The 16909-nt window shown below is 60.8% G+C and carries 16 protein-coding genes; 4 read left to right on the top strand and 12 right to left on the bottom strand.

Annotated elements, in window-relative coordinates; genetic code table 11:
* Window positions 1-106 precede the first annotated feature (106 nt).
* The 4 genes from CRI93_RS01805 to CRI93_RS01790 form a co-directional block, all read right to left on the bottom strand.
* Window positions 107-2191 (bottom strand): PAS domain-containing sensor histidine kinase, encoded by a 2085-nt coding sequence (locus CRI93_RS01805; protein WP_098060886.1) that lies wholly within the window; start codon window positions 2189-2191, stop codon window positions 107-109.
* A gap of 214 nt (window positions 2192-2405) precedes the next feature.
* Entirely contained in the window at window positions 2406-2987 is a 582-nt protein-coding gene (locus CRI93_RS01800; RefSeq protein ID WP_098060885.1) for a hypothetical protein, read from the bottom strand.
* Between the two features lie 179 nt (window positions 2988-3166).
* Window positions 3167-3652: a nuclear transport factor 2 family protein gene (locus CRI93_RS01795; RefSeq protein ID WP_176521619.1), complete on the bottom strand. Its 486-nt coding sequence runs from the start codon at window positions 3650-3652 to the stop codon at window positions 3167-3169.
* Window positions 3653-3800: 148 nt separating this feature from the next.
* Window positions 3801-5099: a glycerate kinase type-2 family protein gene (locus tag CRI93_RS01790; RefSeq protein ID WP_098060883.1), complete on the bottom strand. Its 1299-nt coding sequence runs from the start codon at window positions 5097-5099 to the stop codon at window positions 3801-3803.
* A gap of 98 nt (window positions 5100-5197) precedes the next feature.
* Between CRI93_RS01790 and thiE the strand changes: the two genes are divergently transcribed.
* Complete coding sequence (thiE, locus tag CRI93_RS01785) at window positions 5198-5845, top strand: thiamine phosphate synthase (RefSeq protein WP_098060882.1); 648 nt, start codon at window positions 5198-5200, stop codon at window positions 5843-5845.
* 12 nt (window positions 5846-5857) lie between these two features.
* On the opposite strand, the gene CRI93_RS01780 is transcribed toward thiE, so the two are convergent.
* Genes CRI93_RS01780 through hemA form a run of 3 tightly spaced genes read right to left on the bottom strand, consistent with a single transcriptional unit; the run spans window position 5858 to window position 9057 of the window.
* The gene (locus CRI93_RS01780; RefSeq protein WP_176521618.1) at window positions 5858-6601 is read right to left on the bottom strand and encodes a uroporphyrinogen-III synthase; all 744 of its coding nucleotides are present in this window, start codon (window positions 6599-6601) and stop codon (window positions 5858-5860) included.
* A gap of 28 nt (window positions 6602-6629) precedes the next feature.
* On the bottom strand, window positions 6630-7577 hold the full coding sequence (hemC, locus tag CRI93_RS01775) for a hydroxymethylbilane synthase (protein ID WP_098060880.1): 948 nt from the start codon (window positions 7575-7577) through the stop codon (window positions 6630-6632).
* A 10-nt stretch (window positions 7578-7587) separates the two neighbouring features.
* Window positions 7588-9057, bottom strand: a complete 1470-nt coding sequence (hemA, locus tag CRI93_RS01770; RefSeq protein WP_098060879.1) for a glutamyl-tRNA reductase — start codon at window positions 9055-9057, stop codon at window positions 7588-7590.
* A 451-nt stretch (window positions 9058-9508) separates the two neighbouring features.
* On the opposite strand from hemA, the gene CRI93_RS01765 reads away from it, so the two are divergent.
* Window positions 9509-10078 carry a hypothetical protein gene (locus tag CRI93_RS01765; RefSeq protein ID WP_098060878.1) on the top strand — a complete coding sequence of 190 codons (570 nt, stop codon included), beginning with the start codon at window positions 9509-9511 and terminating at the stop codon, window positions 10076-10078.
* A gap of 36 nt (window positions 10079-10114) precedes the next feature.
* Here CRI93_RS01765 and CRI93_RS01760 read toward each other — a convergent pair whose 3' ends face one another.
* The 5 genes from CRI93_RS01760 to CRI93_RS01740 all read right to left on the bottom strand — a co-directional run bounded on the left by CRI93_RS01760 (window position 10115) and on the right by CRI93_RS01740 (window position 15631).
* Complete coding sequence (locus tag CRI93_RS01760) at window positions 10115-11050, bottom strand: universal stress protein (protein WP_098060877.1); 936 nt, start codon at window positions 11048-11050, stop codon at window positions 10115-10117.
* Window positions 11051-11098: 48 nt separating this feature from the next.
* Entirely contained in the window at window positions 11099-11998 is a 900-nt protein-coding gene (locus CRI93_RS01755; RefSeq protein ID WP_098060876.1) for a universal stress protein, read from the bottom strand.
* A gap of 72 nt (window positions 11999-12070) precedes the next feature.
* Window positions 12071-13009: a universal stress protein gene (locus CRI93_RS01750; RefSeq protein WP_098060875.1), complete on the bottom strand. Its 939-nt coding sequence runs from the start codon at window positions 13007-13009 to the stop codon at window positions 12071-12073.
* 158 nt (window positions 13010-13167) lie between these two features.
* Window positions 13168-13842 (bottom strand): SAM-dependent methyltransferase, encoded by a 675-nt coding sequence (locus tag CRI93_RS01745; RefSeq protein ID WP_098060874.1) that lies wholly within the window; start codon window positions 13840-13842, stop codon window positions 13168-13170.
* Window positions 13832-15631, bottom strand: coding sequence for a M3 family oligoendopeptidase (locus tag CRI93_RS01740; protein ID WP_098060873.1), 1800 nt, complete (start codon window positions 15629-15631; stop codon window positions 13832-13834). Before CRI93_RS01740 ends, CRI93_RS01745 begins: the two co-directional genes overlap by 11 nt.
* A 115-nt stretch (window positions 15632-15746) precedes the next feature.
* On the opposite strand from CRI93_RS01740, the gene ytxJ reads away from it, so the two are divergent.
* Together ytxJ and CRI93_RS01730 are read left to right on the top strand one after the other, a co-directional pair.
* Window positions 15747-16094 carry a bacillithiol system redox-active protein YtxJ gene (ytxJ, locus tag CRI93_RS01735; RefSeq protein ID WP_098060872.1) on the top strand — a complete coding sequence of 116 codons (348 nt, stop codon included), beginning with the start codon at window positions 15747-15749 and terminating at the stop codon, window positions 16092-16094.
* Window positions 16095-16171: 77 nt separating this feature from the next.
* Entirely contained in the window at window positions 16172-16732 is a 561-nt protein-coding gene (locus CRI93_RS01730; RefSeq protein ID WP_176521617.1) for a TlpA family protein disulfide reductase, read from the top strand.
* The last annotated feature ends 177 nt before the right edge of the window (window positions 16733-16909 follow it).

Raw genomic sequence — 16909 nt, 5'->3', positions numbered from 1 at the left:
GCGTAACGGTTGATCGATGTCTTACGTTGTGCAGGGTCGTACGGCTGATGTGCCAGAGGCGTATACTTTCCCCCAATTTTAGTTTTCCCCTCTGTGCACTGCCCGTCTACGAAGGGGCATCTGGCTCCGCCGGTGGTATCCACACCGACACGGTCGTACCCACCCCCCGTTCAGTTTCAATAGCGACCGTCCCATCCATCACGTCTACCAGCCCCTGCACAATCGCCAGTCCCAGCCCGCTGCCTTCATGCGGACGCGTTGCTCCATCGGCGGCCTGGGTAAACGGCTCGGTCGCATGCGGCACGTAGTCGGTGGGCATGCCCTGCCCGGTATCTGCAACAGAAAGGCGAACACCTGCGTCTTCCATGTCGATCTGCACCGTAATCGTATCGTCTGCTCCGGTAAAAGCTACTGCATTCTGCAGCAGATGCGTTGCAATCGCCGTCACCGCCTGTGCATCGAGGCGCATAGGGGACGCTGTGGCGGGCGCCGTCACGCGAATTGCGGCGCGGGCGTCCGGCTCAACCTTGCGAATCGCTGTGCGCACGGCCTCTTCCACGTCTGTGAGTGTGGGAGTTAGCGTATATGCGCCGGTGTCGAGCTGCGAGAACGTAAGGATGTTATCGAGCGTGCGGAGCAGACGCTGTCCTCCGTTTACGATATGATCGGCAAACCGACGGGGCGGGTCCTCGTCTTCGGCCAGAATGCGGGCATACCCAATCATGGTGGTGAGCGGCGTCCGAATTTCGTGGCTCATGTTGGTCAGGAACGATGTTTTGAGCGCGCTCATGCGCTCAGCCTCGCTGCGGGCTTCATCGGCTTGCTGGCGCGCCTGGCGAAGGGCCTGCTCACGCTCACGCTGCCTGGTGATGTCCAGGCCCATACCTGCGAGGTAGGGCGTATCATCGACCGTGAGCGAGGCTGCGGTGAACACGTATGGCGTAGCGGTGCCCTGCTGCGTGGTTAGCTCCACTTCAAGCGTGAAGCCGGTGCCGTCGGCAAGCGACTCGTGCACGGCCTCTCGGACTCGTGAAGCATCGGCAGGCACCACGAGATCCGCCAGTGTGCGGTGGGCTAACTCGTGTTTGGTGTATCCGGTAACGGATTCGAGGGGAGCATTCCACCGCTGATGCCGTCCCTCCGCATCCACCATAAAGAATAAACCGGGCAGGCTGTTGATGGCCGCGGTGAAGAAACGCTGTTCGTCTTTGAGCTGCTGTGCCGCCTGATGGCGTTCGGTGATATCTTGCACCGAAAAGACGACTTGCGGTACGTCGCCGGATGCACCGAGCGGTGCAGCGTTCAGCAGAAGGTACTTACGGGTGCCGTCGGGCCAGGTGATGGCGCAACGCATGCCCCGAATAGACGTGCCAGTAGACAGCACATCGTGGAGCGGGGTGGTCGTTTCTGCGTCAATGGGTGCAAGGGTCCAGCCAATCTGGTTGTAGGTCCACGTGCCGTGCGAACCACTCTGCAAGCCCAAGATAGATTCGGCCTGCTGGTTTGCATACGTGATGGTTCCATTTGCATTTACCACGGCCACAGCAGCTACGCTGGTCTGCACAATAGCGCGCAAGAGGCGGTCGGTGCTACGCAGTGTGGCTTTGGCGTGCTGAAAGGCGGTGGTGTCGTGGAGCGTGAGCACGCGGTACAATCCGGTAGCGCGCCGCACGGCACGCACCCGAATATGGAGGGCGGCCTGCTCGCCCCGCGGCCAGCGCACCGAAGCGGGCTCGCTGCCGTCGGGCAACTGCTCCACCAGTGCGTGGGGCAGCACCGCACCGGACTGCAGTGTGGGCGTGTTAAGCAGCCTGCAAGCTGCCGTGTTGATATGCTCAATGCGGTATGTGCTGTCGACCACAACAAAACCCGCCTGTAGCGCATCGACCCACTCAGCATCGATTGGTTGAGGCGCCTGTGACTGAGCACGATTCCGCTCGGGATTCTCTGACTCGGGACTCCCTGACTTAGTATCTCTCGGTTCAAGGTTGCTGGGGAGGCCAAGAGATGCAAACCTCGTTTGCGTTGCATGCTGGAGCCAACGCCACAGACGGTCCCGAAGCAAGAAGCCGACAATGAGAAGCAGCCCTACTGCCCCTCCAAGCACGCCCACGCCCCACCCGCTGAGCACATGCTCCAAGAGATCGACCCATACCCCAAACCGGGCGACAAGCACAAGTAGGTATGGCATAATAGCAACGCAGGGGGTGCAGAAGAGAATCGCTGCTTCGACGTTCGTATCGAGGCAAGAGGCCCATACATGTGTCCTTATACGATGCAGGCCATCAAACCAGTCGCGCGGAACTGTTACGAATCCTGTATCTCTTTCGGCAACGGTGGGACGCGTGAACGGTGCTTAGAAAACGCCGTATCTGTGTCATGGGTCTTGGTTGTGCAGCCGTGCCTCATCCCGCCGAAGCGCTCAGCCACAGGAAAAGAGCCGTAGCAAGCGCCAGCAGCACCGCCCCGCCTATTACCATGTGCACAAAACGAATACGCGGCATCCAGTCGGCGACTGCCCCTTCTTCTTCAGATACTTCTGCACCTCCATTTTCTTCCTCCGAAATACGCTCTTGGGCCGTTTCGGGGGATGCCCCGGCGCTGCCTTCTCCATTGCCTGACGCAGCCTCTTTGCGTGCGTTCGGCTTGGAGGGGCGCTCGTTCGGTGACGTTTGTGGGGGAGCCAGTGTGTCATCGGGCAACACATGAAAGGCACGGAGTATGCCGCGCGCCTTGCGCACATCGCGGTTACGCACATATAGCACGGCAGGAGGGACGTTGCGCTGCGTTGAACCGTCGTCTGCGCCCCCCTCCTCATGGTCTGTCTCCGTCTCGAAAACAACCCACAATCCGGCAGCCTGCAAGCGCGTCTTGGCCTGTCGTGCATCGCCCAGGGCGGCATACCGGCCTAACGACGTACAGGCCGACGATGCATCAAGCGATGCTCTGTTCGAAGATGGACTGCTGGTGGCGGATGTCTTCACCATGGGATTCAAACTGTTTGGAGGCTATACGTCACGTGGCAGATGTATCTGCACTGGACTATGTTAAAGCAAAGTGGGGTCAGACACCGAAGCGGTCCGCGTCTGGAGGCACGCCCGCACCGAACGCATTCGGCACACGTTCTCCAGCTACCCGAATTCGTATCAATGCTGTGTTACGTGGCCTAATCCATTTCCACCTGGGCAATGTGCGCATGACGCACAGCCAGGCGCCAGCCCTCGTCGGTCGCCTCCCACACATGCGTGTAGCGTCGATGCACCGTCTGGCCTGCATGAGGGGCTTCGTTACCGTCGGGGCGAACGGACTCGCTGCCCATCACAACAGCGCGGTTGCCCTGCACACGAATGGTATCGCGCGTCTGTGCATAGTGGCTGTACGAGGCAATGCCTGCCTGAAACACCTCCAGCACGGCTTGGCGATTAGGCACGACAACATTGCGCGGGGCATTCACTATGAAATCGGGCTGCCACAACTGCTCCAGCGTCTGCAGATCGCCCTCTACAATCGCCTGCCGCATCTCTTCTTCTGCGTTGCGCACCGCCTCAACCGCTTCAGACGAATCCTGCGCGCGGGTCGTGGACGGCGCAGCGCCGGTTGCGAGAATTAAGAGCAGCAGCATCCACGCCGCCTGATGAGTACGATTCCTCATTGATGGTATGTTGCTTTGAAATCGGTTATTTCGAAGGTGCACATGGCACGGTACCATGAACTACAACTGTACCGCCTACAACGGCACGATTGATGCCTTGCAAGCTACAAAAGCCAAATGAGAGATGCAGCCGTTCTGCGCTTCCACCCTACGCATCAATCAGCCCCACATGTAGATCCATGACGTTAGTGCCTGTGGGTCCGGGTCGATACAAACTGTCGACCTGCTCAAAGAAGGCGTAGCTGTTGTTATCAGTCAGGTGGGATTCAGGGGATAGCCCCTGCCCCGATGCGTAGCGTAGCGTATGAGGCGTGACCCAGGCTCCGGCAGCGTCGGTGGGCCCGTCAATGCCGTCGGTCCCGGCGCAAAGCAGCACAGCAGGAGCCGATTGCTGCGCTAACGGACGCACTGCCGCTAATGCGGCTTCCTGGTTGCGTCCTCCGGTGCCGGTGCCTGTTACCTGCACGGTGGGTTCGCCGCCCCACACAAACGCACACCGCCCGTCTACCCCGGTAAGCTGCTGCGCATGGGCGCGCCCCACTGTGCGGGCTTCTCCTTTCATGAGCGTGTTGGACGTGCGGGTTGTGTATCCACAATCCGCCAAGTGGGAGGCGGTAGCGGCACGTGCATTTTCATTGCTTGCAATAACGGCAGTATGGGCACGGCGGAGCCGCTCGTCGTCTGGAGCCATAGTTTCGGGATGCTTACCTTGCACGCCTTCTCGCAAATAGGTGCGAATCGTAGACGGCACCTCTGCCCACACCTCGGCGCGCTGGAGCACGGCAACGGCATCAGCATACGTGGTCGGGTCGCCCACGGTGGGCCCACTGGCGATGGTCGACAGGTCGTTGCCCGGCACGTCCGAGATGGCCTGGCACCACACACGAGCCGGGTGGGCAGCAGCCGCCAGGCGTCCACCGCCCACCTGCAGCACATGCTTACGCACCGCGTTCACCGCGTCGATGGCACATCCGCTGCGCAAGAGCAGCGCGTTGAGCCGACGCACCGCCTGCATGGACACGCCATCGGGGGGATACGCGGTGCATGCCGATCCGCCGCCCGACAGTCCGATTACCAGCACGTCGCTGCGCGTGCACGCCGATGCCATGTCGAGCAGGAGCCGTCCGGCGCGTGCACTGGCGTCGGTAGGATGCGGATGCCCCGCCTCCACCCGACGCCATGATGCCGGAAGCGTGTCTTTCTCGTGTGTGTCATAGCCCGCAGGCACGATGATGAGTCCGGCATCGGCTACCTCTTGAGCCGCCCACCAGCGTCCCCACGGCGCGGCAGCCTTTCCAATCGTAGCCACAAACACACGCGGTGCCTGGCGTGCTCGTTCAAGCAGCGCTCTGCTTCGGTCGTGCTGCATAAGCGTTGACGGATGCACCGCCTGTACGCCTGCTTCAACGGCCACCCGCGCATCACGGATCAGCGTAGTTATTGACATAGCAACGGTCCTCTTTGATCAGGCAACGAACACGCAGATATCGTGTATGCATCTACGCATCCCTCTTTCCGGTTCCCTTGAACATCGATTGACGCCTCATGTCGACTTCGCTTCCCCCCTCGGCGGTTGGACGCCTGCACGTTATTACCGATTTTCGTCTGCAGCAGCGCTTTTCGCACGCAGATTTGGCTGTTCGTGCCATTGCAGGCGGAGCCGACACCATCCAGTTCCGCGAGAAGCACGGCGGCATCCGCAACCAGTTGATTGCCGCTGAGCGCGTGCAGTCCGTGTGCGAGACGTCTGACGTTCCGCTCATCGTGAACGACCGCCTTGATGTGGCTCTGGGCGTGCGTGCTCGGGGCCTGCATGTAGGGCAGGAGGATATCCCGGTGGCGATGGCGCGCCGCGTGCTTGGCCCCGCTCCTGTGCTGGGGGCCTCAGCCTCTACGATTGCACAGGCCCAACAGGCCGAGGCTGCTGGGGCCACGTACATCGGTTTTGGCCCCATCTACCCGACCCGCTCAAAGGCCAATGCCGGAGCCACGCAGGGGCTGGATCGGCTTCGGGATTGCTGCGATGCAGTGACGTGCCCGGTCATTGCCATTGGAGGGATCACGCACCGGCACGTGGAGGCGGTTCTGGACGCAGGAGCATACGGCATAGCGGTGCTTTCGGCTGTGGCTACCGCCGCGAACCCCCGCCGCGCCACACGCCGCCTCCGCCTGGCTATCGACGAGGCGCTGTAGGTTGCTGTGCAATCAGGGGGATGAAGGACGACTCTGCCCTGACGCCTGGACATCTCGGATCGCTGCAGCCAGTGCATCGGGCGTTGGAGAAGCAGCTACCGCCTGGACCGAGGCGCCTTCGTCGCGCAGCGCGGCGGCGGTGGTGGAGCCGATGGCAGCACAGGCGTAGGCGTCGAGCGCGTAGCCGGAGGCCCGCACCGCTTCGATGCCCGAGGGGCTAAAGAACGCCAACCAAGCAGGCGGGTCCGGGAGCGTGATGTTGCTTCGCAGGCGCGTGCGGTAGACCTCGACCTCGTCGAACACCTGTCCGGCTTCTACGAGTGCTCGCGGCAGCGTATCGCGCCGCCGGTTTCCAGAAAGAAACAGCAAGCGTCCTGGCGCATCCGCCACAATGCGGTCTGCAAGCGCTGCTGCATCTCCTGCCTCTGCACCAGTTGGCTGCCCTCCCCATTCCGACACCGCCCCTGCGGTACGCGGTCCAACCACGTACGTTGGCTTATTGGCCCACGCGGCGTAGAGCGGATGATCTGGGGGAAGTGCTTGCCTCAGTGCCTGCACAGCGCGCGGACTGGTACACACGAGTGCTCCGTAGGCCGCAGCGCGATTCAGTAACACCGAGAGCGTTGGCGGCGGGTCGATGTCAAATGCCAGCACCGGCGTGCACTGCACTGTGGCCCCCTCGCCAGCAAGCGCGTGCTCGTACGGGTCGGGGGTGCCACGCGGATGCCGAAGCAGAACGACAGAGTCAGCCATCATGGCACGCGGTAGGATAGAGAAGCACGAGTCAGGAGAATTCAGAGGTGCGAATGCCATCGAGCACTTCGGCGCCGCCCACATCCAACAGGTCTTGGGCAAGCTCGGATCCCGCGGCTCTCGCCTTGTCGAGCGGGACTGTTCGCCGATCACGGAACGACTCGCTGCCGTCCAGCGCGGCCACGCATCCGTCAATGACAAGCTGGTGGGCTGCATTGAGACGGGCCCAGGCCCCCGTAGGCACCTGGCATCCGCCTTCAATACGTTTCATAAAGCTGCGCTCTGCCGTAACGGCTGTGGCCGTCTCCAGGTCGTGCACCGTGCCGCGCAAGAGGGTGCGCAGTGCGCTGTCTTCGGTACGACACGTAATTCCGAGCGCTCCTTGTCCCACAGCCGGCACCATGATGTCGTGGGGAATAACCGTTCGGATGACATCGCCCCGATCAAGACGTTCAAGCCCGGCTACGGCCAGGACCATGCCGTGCCAGTCGCTTTCGGCCAGGGTTTCGAGACGCGAATCCACATTGCCGCGCACAGGCACCACGGTCAGGTCCGATCGCCATGCCAACAGTTGGGCCCGACGGCGCAGCGAGGCCGTGGCGACGACTGCACCTTGGGGGAGGTCTTGTAGGGTTGTTGTTGTATCAGGATGACCGACGAAGGCATCGAACGGCGATGCTCGCTGCCCCACCGCCGCCAGCACGATGCCACTGGGCAGCCGCGACGGTAGATCTTTGAGCGAGTGCACCGCGCAGTCGATTCGCCCATCGAGCAGGGCCCGGTCGAGCTCTTTGGTGAATACCGACTCATCCCCAATCTCTGAGATGGGCACGTCTTGCACGCGGTCGCCGCGTGTTGAGATGCGTTGCAACGTGCTGTCGTGGTCGTGGCGACGCAGTTGCTGCTGAATGCGGCGGGCCTGCCACAGCGCCAGGGCGCTGCCACGCGTGCCAATAACCAGCGGGGCGGAGTCAGACATACAGTGGGGATCAGGAGTGCGGAGAGCGGAGAAGAGCGCTGATTTCGTCGGCGGCATCAGACATAGCCGCTTCGTAGGGACAACGCGGGGCGGCCTCGTCGGTTGCGGACGCGGGTTCGGTCGGGTCTTCTCCGTTTGCACGGCTTGCGTGGCGCGGGCGGTCGGAAAGCGACGGATGGCCCCCTGCCGAACGTTCAGGGAGTATCTCGTCCGCTTCGTGGTCGTCAGCACGGGTGAAGAGCGCATGGAGCAGCTTGATGCCATGCACAAAGTCGATGCTATCTGGGTCCACGTTCTTCAGGCGCACAATAGGCACAGCCAGCAGCTTCTGCATAATAGACTGCGTGAGGCGCTCGACCTCTTCGCGGTCCATGCTGTCGATGCGATGCGCATGGCGTTCGACTTCTTTGGCTCGAATGCCCTCGAACGTGTGGCGAATGGCCTGGATGGCAGGCTGTAGCGCCTGCTGATGGAATACCCACGTCACAAAGTCACTGAGCAGCTCTTCGCAGATGGCCTCTGCGTCGGGGACTTCGGAGCGGCGCTGTGCATGCACCTCGGCGGTCCAGGCTTCGAGTGCATCCATATCGCGCACCGTGTAGTCCGGATGGTCGTTAAGCGTTGGCGCCACGTTGCGCGGCACCGCCACATCAACGACAAGCGCTGGGAGCGGCTTGTATGGACGCGCAGGCGCATCATCGGATGCGAGCACAGGGTCCGGGGCGCCAGTAGCCACAATCACCACATCGGCCTCTTGCAGCGCGTCGTAGCGGCCACTCCAGTCCACCACCGTTGCGTCATGCTCAGCCGCAAGCGACTGCGCCGATTCGTGGGTGCGGTTCGATAGCACAACCGATTCGGGCGCATAATTCGTGAGCGCGTGCAAGGCCAGAGCGCCCATTTTACCGGCTCCCAGTACCAGCACATGCTGACTTTCAAGGTCGGAAAAGCCGTACTGGGCGCAGAACGACTCAGCCATGGCCACCGCCGCTGTTGAGATCGACGCTGACCCGCTTGCGAGTTCGGTTTCGTGCACCACCCGCTTTGCCGCTCGGAAGGCGGTATGCATGAGGCGATGCATGAGCGAATGCACGCTGTCGTGGTCAATGGCGCGCTGGTACGCTTCTTTCATCTGCGAAAGAATCTGCGCATCTCCCAGCACAACTGACTGCAGCCCACTGGCTACGTGAAGGACGTGCCGAATGGCCGCCTCGTCTTGCACCATAAACGCATCCCCCGAGGGCCACGAGTCCCGTCCAGCTGCCTCGGCTAATACATGCTGGATGTGCATGCAATCGCGGAAACGGCCGTAAAGATATACCTCGGTACGGTTGCATGTCGAAAGCAGCACAACCTCTGCATCAGAGCTTAGGTCGAAGCGCTCATACATGCGATCCTGGTCTGCGGGCGATGCTCGAAACGCCTCCGCAACAGCTACCGCCGACGAGCTATGGTTAATGCCGAACGCGTAAAACGTCATGCAACAGGAGTGTGGATAGAGTACAGAAGATGGTATAGATGACAACGGTCTTGGAAAAAACCAGGTTCAATAGGCCGGGGTGAATAAAAAATGAACGGGCATATATAATGTGTTTTTTGGTGATACATGCCTATGGGCTGCCTTATTCAGGATTGCAGGGAAAGCATGGGCAGGATGTAGCCGTCCCGCCCCTGCACTCAAATTATCTGCGTGTACACCCTGAAAGTAGACCACTGTATGCGCCAATGGATGAGTTCTTTAGGTACTAACTATGCATCTTCGCAAGTTCAGTTGGCGCATGCATGCATACACAGGAGCGTTGTATGTTGGGAAGCAACAGAATAAGCCGGACCAACCGGCTCCAAGGCCTACGCAATGCAGCATTCGTTACCCAACTCGCTGCACATACGCTGGGCTTTGCATCCCCCAACGCATTGACCCCCTGACTCCTATGAATCGTATACTTAGCACGGTCGGCCTTTTCCTGGGCTTGTCGGCCCTTGTGTCGCTGCTTGGCATGTTCGCCGACGGAGCAAACATCTCGTTTTGGGCTACCGGGTTCAGCGTTAGTATTATTTTGGTCTTGTTCTGGGCCCCTACATACCTTTATCTGCTGTCGCGCCAGATGAAAGACAGTGCGCAGCCGCAAACAGATGCATCCCCCGTTCTGGCGTGGCTCAGCATTATTCCGATTGCCGCGTTTGCGGTCTTCTTGTTCAGCGTAATGCAGATTATCCTGGGCGGCGTAAACACGAGCTGGATAAACATCGGCATTGGGGCCTTCGCTGTTGCTGCAATTACCGCGCCGATCCTCATTTTCATGCGTGGATTGCGTACGTATCAGCAGATGCCTGCTCCTGAAGAGGCCGAGCCGTTTATTGAAGAGGAGGCTCTGCCGTTCTCGCTGTCGGACCTACCGAAAGCCCCCGAAGACGAAAAGGAGCTCGACTGGCCGTACACGGACGAGCCCGATGCCTCGCGCTCTGCGTCCCCAGACGCGCCCGAACAGGCTATGCGATAAGCAGCTTACATCTGCCCCCGTCGTTGAGACGCGCGACTATGCTTCGTTCGCCTCATTGTTGGCGGGGGTACGCAAGGTAAGCACCGGACACGAAGCCATGCGCAGCAGTCGCCGGGTGGTACTGCCTAAAAGTAGCCGCTCAAGCGCCGAGTGGCCACGCGTTGCAATGACGGCCAGTCCAATGCCCTTTCGCTCGATAAGGTCGAGCACCGCGGCAGCAGGTTCGCCCTTCTCAATGTGGATCTTGTGCTCAACGGAGGGACCGTCGGCATGATCGATCATGTGCTGAAGCGCCGCCCGGCTGTTGTCGACGATTTCAGAAGGCATGTCTATCGTCCGAAGTCCGGGCAGCCCGGTGTCGCTAAATAGCGGGACTGTCCGCGACTCGGCGACAAAGACCAGATGCAATCGTGCTCCGAACGCTGCTGCCAGGTACCGAGCATGCGCATACGCCTGGTACGACGGCTTCGAGAAGTCAATCGGGGCTACAATGTCGCTTAGCGGCTCGCTCGCCCCCATCCACGGTGCGGTTTCAGCTACGGCAAGCACCGGGCATGGGGCCTCCTCGATCACCTGGCTGGCTACCCGGCCCAGCGCATATGCACTGCGGTCGGTCTGCCCGCGACTCCCTATCACGATCAGATCGATGTCGCGCTCGGAAGCATATTCGTTGATTGTGGCCGACACATCGAAGCTGAGCTGCATCGACACATGCGTGTTTACCGCAACCCCTGCATCATCGGGCACCATCTCGACCAGCATCGACTGCGCCTCCTGCTTGATTGCACCTCGGAGCGCATCGGCCCGTTTTTTCGCGTCGTCAACGCCATACCAGCCGGGCTCCAACTCGTCTACCACATGCAGAATGTGAACGGTTGCGCCAAAGGTATTTGCAAAGCGCAGGGCCTGCTTCAAGGCCGACTGAGAGGCGTCAGAAAAGTCGGTGGCAATGAGGATGTTTTCTATGGTCATAGCGTGGTAAAGTCAAGTCTACGGTAGCAGTGAATCTCCTCGGCCAGCTTATGCGGGGAGAATAGAACGGCTGTTTTCTTGCAACGTAAGCACAGGACATGGGGCGTGCCGTACAATACGTTCGGCTACGCTGCCCATGAGGAGCCGGTTAAGGCCCTGCCGCCCGTGCGTGCCCATCACAACCCAGTCGATCGACTCGTCGGTGATGGTATCCAGTATTTCTTGCGGCGGGTAGCCCACCCGAATCTCGGCCCGCGCGTGCTCTACCCCCACATGCTCGGCCAGCAGGTCGGCCAGAGCGGTTTCGACGTTGGGACGCACCGCTTCTGCATCTACCTGTTTGGGGGCCATGCCGTAAGCCATGGGCAGCACAACCTCCTCAATGGCATGCATCGCCACGATTTCGGCCCCATACGTAAGCGCCAACTCGCGTGCATGCTTGAGTGCTCGCTTCGATGCATCCGAAAAATCGATAGGCACCATAATGCGCCGTACGGCATCGGAGGGGGCCGTTTCGAGGGCATTGCGCACCGTGCAGACCGGGCAAGACGCCTGCCGCACCACTTCTTCGGCTACGCTGCCCAGCAGCATGCGGTCTACGCCGCGCCGCCCGTGTGTACCCATCACAATCAGGTCGGCAGGGGTTTCTTTAGCATACGACAGAATGTTGGTGCCTGGAGCCGCACCTTCTTCTTGTACCTGCACAATTGCCAGGTCGGCGGCGGCAAACTGACTGATGCCCGCATCTTGTACCCAGGTATTAAGCGTATCACCGTCAATCGGGTAGCTATCACGCAACTCCTCAAAGTTGTGCTGGTGGCGGCCTGCTACGTTAAGCATGTGCAGCTCAGCATCGTGCCAGTTTGCAAGCGATGCCGCGTATGCAAACGCCCGGCGTGCGCCTTCTGAGAGGTCGGTGGGATGCAGGATGCGGTCAATGGCAAGCATGGGGCTGGGGGCTAAATGAATATATGAAGGAGGTGCGAGCGTAGCATCAAGAAGGTCACTTGAGCGACCTTCCTACGCTGGTTCGGCGGCCAGCAGGCTCCGTCCGTGTACTTTTACCGTGAGTACCGGGCATGCCACATGGCGCACCACTTTTTCCGTGACGCTGCCGAGTTTAAAGTCGGTCCCCCCGGTACGCCCATGGGTGGCCATGGTAATCAGGTCAACGCCTTCGTCTTCAGCCACTTTAGGGATGACACGCGACGCCCGTCCCACATCCACGCGGGTACGCACCGTAAGGGCTTTGTGCTCAGGCGTATGAAGCGCCTCGTTCACAAAGCGATCGAGCTTCGACTGCGCTTTGGTCTCAATGTCGGGATCAATGTCGTGCACCGATTGCACACCCCCTACGTAAAATGCCGGGTGCAGCGTATCTTCAAGCACATGATGCGCAAACAGGTCGGCATTTAGCAGGTGTGCAGCAGCGGCGGCGTGGTGCAGCGCCTCACGCGCATGCTTCGAGAAATCGACGGGCACGCCAATCGTGCGCACTGGAGCCGGGGCGTCGGCCAAGTCAGTAGAGCCGTCTCCGCGCACTGTGAGTACGGGGCAAGAGGCATAGCGCACGACCTCCTCCGACACGCTGCCCAGGATCATGCGACGCATGCCCCGGCGTCCGTGCGTGCCCATCACGATCAGGTCAATGTCGTGATCATCGGCATAGTCGAGAATGGCGGGAGCAGCAGCCACGTCGCGCACCACCGCCTCCTCAAGTTCCATCTCGCGGTCGGTCATCGCATCGCCCTGTAGATGGCGTAGCCGCTCGCGCAGGCGCTCCATGGTTTCCCGCTCACCCTGTACCGTTTCCTCATCCAGGGTTTGGTGTAAGACTTCGGCATGCACGACATGCAATGTTGCTCCTGTGCGACGGGCCCAATCAACCGCGTACTGCACAGCACGATTTGAGGTCGAAGAGAAATCGCGAGGAACGAGAATCCGGTCAATGTCAAGCATGCCAATGAAGCGCCTTATGACACAATAGACGAATGGTACGTTATAGCCTCATGATAGTGCGTAGACTCCTGTTTTGCAATAGGTGAGGCCGCTGTTATCCCGTGCTGTGTCGTGGGGGATTCCCCGACTGGACGTGTGGGTCGATTGCTTCGGTATGTTCATTGGCCTTCGTCTGGTCCACGCTCCACATGCACCTGTACCAGCGCGGCATGCCCACGCAGCACCGGTCCCTGCTGCACCGTGCGGTCTACCGGCGCGCAGGTGTGCACGGTGTCGGCGGCGAACGCTTCGCGGATCTCGCGCTCATGCACATACCGGTCGGGCTTCGACGGTCCGATGCGGTCGTATGCGTCGCCGCCGTGCCCATCGCGAAACCACAGTCCGATGATTGCGCCCCCCGGACGCACCGCTGCCCGCAGCTGATCGTAGAGCCGGATGCGCTCATCCGGCAGGAGTTGTACGAAGGCAACGACAGCCGCATCGTAGCGGCGCTGGGGCGTCCACGTGCGCACGTCGGCATGAAGCGCGGTAGTGGCGATGCCGTGCGCGCTCGCGTAGGCCGCCGCCGTGTCGAGCGCATGCGGTGCAAAGTCGAGCACCGTCACCTCAAAACCATGCTCGTGCGCCAGGGGAAGGGTGTTGCGCCCATCGCCGCCTCCTACATCCAGCACAGAAGCCCCAGATGGAAGACTGCTCAGCGCATCCGCCAAGAACGGATCGGGGGCGGTGCCAAAGAGGCGATCATGCGCCTGGTAGCGTTCGTCCCAGAACGCCGGCTGGCTACTGGCGCGTGAGCTACTGTTTTGGGGGGATGCAGCAGGATTATCCGGCATGAGCAGGAGTAGATGCAGATTCGGCAAGCGATTCGGCTCGATCGATGAGGGCCTCAATCTCGCGCAGTCCCTCTTCCCAGAACGCAGGATTCGTAAGGTCTACGCCCATGCGCTCCATAAGGCGATGCGGCCACTCGGATCCGCCTGCTTCGAGCACCGACAGATAGCGGTCAGCGAATCCGTCGGGGGCGTCCTGGTAGCGGGCGTGGAGCGCCAGCACAAGCAGTTCGCCAAAGGCATAGGCGTAGACGTAGCCCGGCGTGTGCAGAAAGTGCGGGATGTAGCTCCACCAGTGGCGGTAATGATCGCCAAGCGTCACACTGCCGTCGAACATGGCGCGCTGGGTCTCCATCCAGTGCGCAGAAAAGTCATCAGCCGAAAGCTCCCCCTCGGTGCGGCGGTGCGTGTGGATGCGGTCTTCGAAGCGGTTCATGGCCACCTGACGGAAGACCGTGGCCATAGTGTCGTCGATCTTGCTGATGAGCAGCGCCAGCTCGTCTTCGGGCGTGTCTTGCGTCTGCATCAGCTCCTGGAAGACAAGCATCTCGCCAAAGACGGAGGCGGTTTCGGCGGTGGTCAGCGGTGTGCTCTGTTGCAGCGCGCCCTGCCCCCGCGCCAGGTACTGATGCACGCCGTGGCCCAGCTCGTGCGCCAGGGTCTGCACATCGCGGGCCCGCTCGGTGTAGTTGAGCAGCACGTATGGATGCGCACTCGGCACGGTGCTGTGGCTGAACGCCCCGCTGCGCTTGCCCTCGCTCAGGGCCGCGTCGATCCAGTTTTCCTTAAAGAAGCGGCGCGCTACGTCGGCCATGCGCGGGTGGAAGGTGCCATACGCATCCAGCACAAGCGAGCGGGCGCGGTCCCACTCGTATGTGGTGGTGGCCTCTTGGATAGGTGCGTAGCGGTCGTAATCGTAGAGCGTGTCGAGACCCAGGAGCTTCTTTTTGAGCCGGTAGAAGCGCCCGGCCAGATCGTAGCGCCCGGTTACCGCGTCGATGAGCGCCTCGACCATCTCGTGCTCCACCTGATTCGACTCGTTGCGCGACTGCAGCCAGTGATCGTAGTCGCGGAGGCGGTCGGTGGAGGCTTTGTCGGCCAGCACGGTGTTGAAGACGAAGGTAAGCGGACGCTGCAGTTCGGTGAGTCCATCGGTGAAGGCCAGGGCCGCCGTGCGGCGCGTGTCGCGGTCGGGCTCGTAGAGATTGGAGAGAATTTCTTGCTGCGAGAGCGCCTCGCCGTCAACGGTGTAGCGCTGATCGCCGAGGGTTTCGTCGAAGAAGCGCGTCCAGGCGCTGTGGCCGGTCACATTTTTCTCGGAGAGCACCTGCTCCTCGCGCTCGGTGAGCACGTGATCGGCGCGAGCATGCTCCACCTCCAGGTAGTGTGTGTAGGGGGCCAGCGCGTCGTGCTCCAAAAGCTGGGCGACACGCTCGTCGTCAACACGCGTCCACTCGACCTCCACAAACAAGAGCTGCTGCTGCAACTGCGCATACTGCTCGCGCACATGCTGGAGCAGGGCCCCACGCTTTTCGTCGCCGGTGTTGGTGGCCCAGCGCAGAAAGGCGTAGGCATGGGCGCGTCCGGCGCGGTCGAGCAAGGTCTCGTACGTATCGAGCAGTTCGGCAAGCGCCGGGGCCTCACAATCTGCGATCTGTCCGCGATGCGCATCGGCAAACGCCTCTGCATCCGCCTGTAACGCCTCCATATCAGCGCGTAACGCATCGGGGGTGGCATAGAGGTCGCCGAGTTCCCACTGCACCGTATTCGCAGAATTCGTACGTTGTGCCATGATCAAATTGAGCGCCTAAAGATAAGCATGGTTAGATCGTCCCCACCAGGGTAGTGATACACAACGTTTATTGCTACGCTTTGTTGATTGGTTTTTGAGATTGACTTCTTTTTCTATGGTTTCTGAAATGACTTCGGTAGCGGACTGGAACGCTGCGCGTGAGGCGTCTTTTGAATATCCTGTGTTGGTGTACAAGCACAGCGCTACGTGCCCCACCAGTGCCTGGGCGCAGCGCAACATTGACACATGGAGCGATGACCATGCCGACTGGCCGGTGTACCGCGTTACGGTGCAGTCGTCGCGCCCGGTATCGAACCAGATTGCAGAGGATTTAAGCCTGCGCCATGAAACGCCTCAGGCAATCATTGTGCATAACGGCAAGGTGGTACAGCATCTGAACCACAACCGCGTGTCGCCAGATCGCCTCTCCGATGCCCTCCACAAACTTGACCTGCCCGCGTAATGGATATGCGTCTTTTCTCTACGGTACATCCTTTGCGTGCTGCAGTCCCCACATGTCTGCTCGCCCTCCTACTTGCTATGGGGGGATGCGGAGGCGATACATCCGACCGCATTGACCCCGCAGAAGCCCCGCGGATTAGCGCCCCAAGCGACACGGCCCAGGGCTACCCGTCGATTGACGAGTCGGCCCTCAACGATCCGTTTCCGGCCCCTGACCTGACGCTCACCACGTTGGAGGGCGAAGAGATTGCGCTGCGCAACACCGAGGGGCCCGTCGTGCTCAACTTCTGGGCAACGTGGTGCCCCCCGTGCCGCAAAGAGATTCCGGATCTCATTGATCTCCAGAACGAGTACGGCGATCGCGGGCTTACGCTCGTCGGCGTTTCGCGCGATCAGGAGGGCGAATCGGTAGTTACGCCCTTTGTAGAAGACATGGAGATCAACTACCCAATTGTGGTCGAAAAGGACAACCAGCTGGAGGAGACGCTCGGCACGGTGTACGCCCTGCCCACGACCGTGCTCATCAGCCCTGAGGGCCAGGTCACGCACAGCGTCATGGGCCTGTTCGACGTAGATTCGCTTCGCGATCAGCTGGATGCATGGATCGACGCGGAAGAGGCCGTGGCCGACCGGTCGTGAGGGTTGAGAGAGGCAAACGGAGTAGTCATACCATCTGCGCTTAATCATCATACAGGTGTTTGCAATCGGTGAGCGACGAAACTCGCCTTTATGTCGCCGGGGACGCAAGCGGTCCCCGGCTATGGGCTGCAAATCCTTAGCCCGGGATCAGGAGCGAAGCGGATATCCCGGGCGGCC

It is taken from the genome of Longimonas halophila (genome assembly GCF_002554705.1).
GTDB lineage: Bacteria > Bacteroidota > Rhodothermia > Rhodothermales > Salinibacteraceae > Longimonas > Longimonas halophila.
The sequence above is the reverse complement of the archived record's forward strand: the minus strand, read 5'-3'. Positions and strand labels throughout refer to the sequence as shown.

Bases quoted from the DNA above. Each gene is read 5' to 3' on its own strand.
- CRI93_RS01805 (WP_098060886.1), bottom strand. From the start codon at position 2,191: ATGCCATACCTACTTGTGCTTGTCGCCCGGTTTGGGGTATGGGTCGAT.
- CRI93_RS01800 (WP_098060885.1), bottom strand. From the start codon at position 2,987: ATGGTGAAGACATCCGCCACCAGCAGTCCATCTTCGAACAGAGCATCG.
- CRI93_RS01795 (WP_176521619.1), bottom strand. From the start codon at position 3,652: ATGAGGAATCGTACTCATCAGGCGGCGTGGATGCTGCTGCTCTTAATT.
- CRI93_RS01790 (WP_098060883.1), bottom strand. From the start codon at position 5,099: ATGTCAATAACTACGCTGATCCGTGATGCGCGGGTGGCCGTTGAAGCA.
- thiE (WP_098060882.1), top strand. From the start codon at position 5,198: ATGTCGACTTCGCTTCCCCCCTCGGCGGTTGGACGCCTGCACGTTATT.
- CRI93_RS01780 (WP_176521618.1), bottom strand. From the start codon at position 6,601: ATGATGGCTGACTCTGTCGTTCTGCTTCGGCATCCGCGTGGCACCCCC.
- hemC (WP_098060880.1), bottom strand. From the start codon at position 7,577: ATGTCTGACTCCGCCCCGCTGGTTATTGGCACGCGTGGCAGCGCCCTG.
- hemA (WP_098060879.1), bottom strand. From the start codon at position 9,057: ATGACGTTTTACGCGTTCGGCATTAACCATAGCTCGTCGGCGGTAGCT.
- CRI93_RS01765 (WP_098060878.1), top strand. From the start codon at position 9,509: ATGAATCGTATACTTAGCACGGTCGGCCTTTTCCTGGGCTTGTCGGCC.
- CRI93_RS01760 (WP_098060877.1), bottom strand. From the start codon at position 11,050: ATGACCATAGAAAACATCCTCATTGCCACCGACTTTTCTGACGCCTCT.
- CRI93_RS01755 (WP_098060876.1), bottom strand. From the start codon at position 11,998: ATGCTTGCCATTGACCGCATCCTGCATCCCACCGACCTCTCAGAAGGC.
- CRI93_RS01750 (WP_098060875.1), bottom strand. From the start codon at position 13,009: ATGCTTGACATTGACCGGATTCTCGTTCCTCGCGATTTCTCTTCGACC.
- CRI93_RS01745 (WP_098060874.1), bottom strand. From the start codon at position 13,842: ATGCCGGATAATCCTGCTGCATCCCCCCAAAACAGTAGCTCACGCGCC.
- CRI93_RS01740 (WP_098060873.1), bottom strand. From the start codon at position 15,631: ATGGCACAACGTACGAATTCTGCGAATACGGTGCAGTGGGAACTCGGC.
- ytxJ (WP_098060872.1), top strand. From the start codon at position 15,747: ATGGTTTCTGAAATGACTTCGGTAGCGGACTGGAACGCTGCGCGTGAG.
- CRI93_RS01730 (WP_176521617.1), top strand. From the start codon at position 16,172: ATGGGGGGATGCGGAGGCGATACATCCGACCGCATTGACCCCGCAGAA.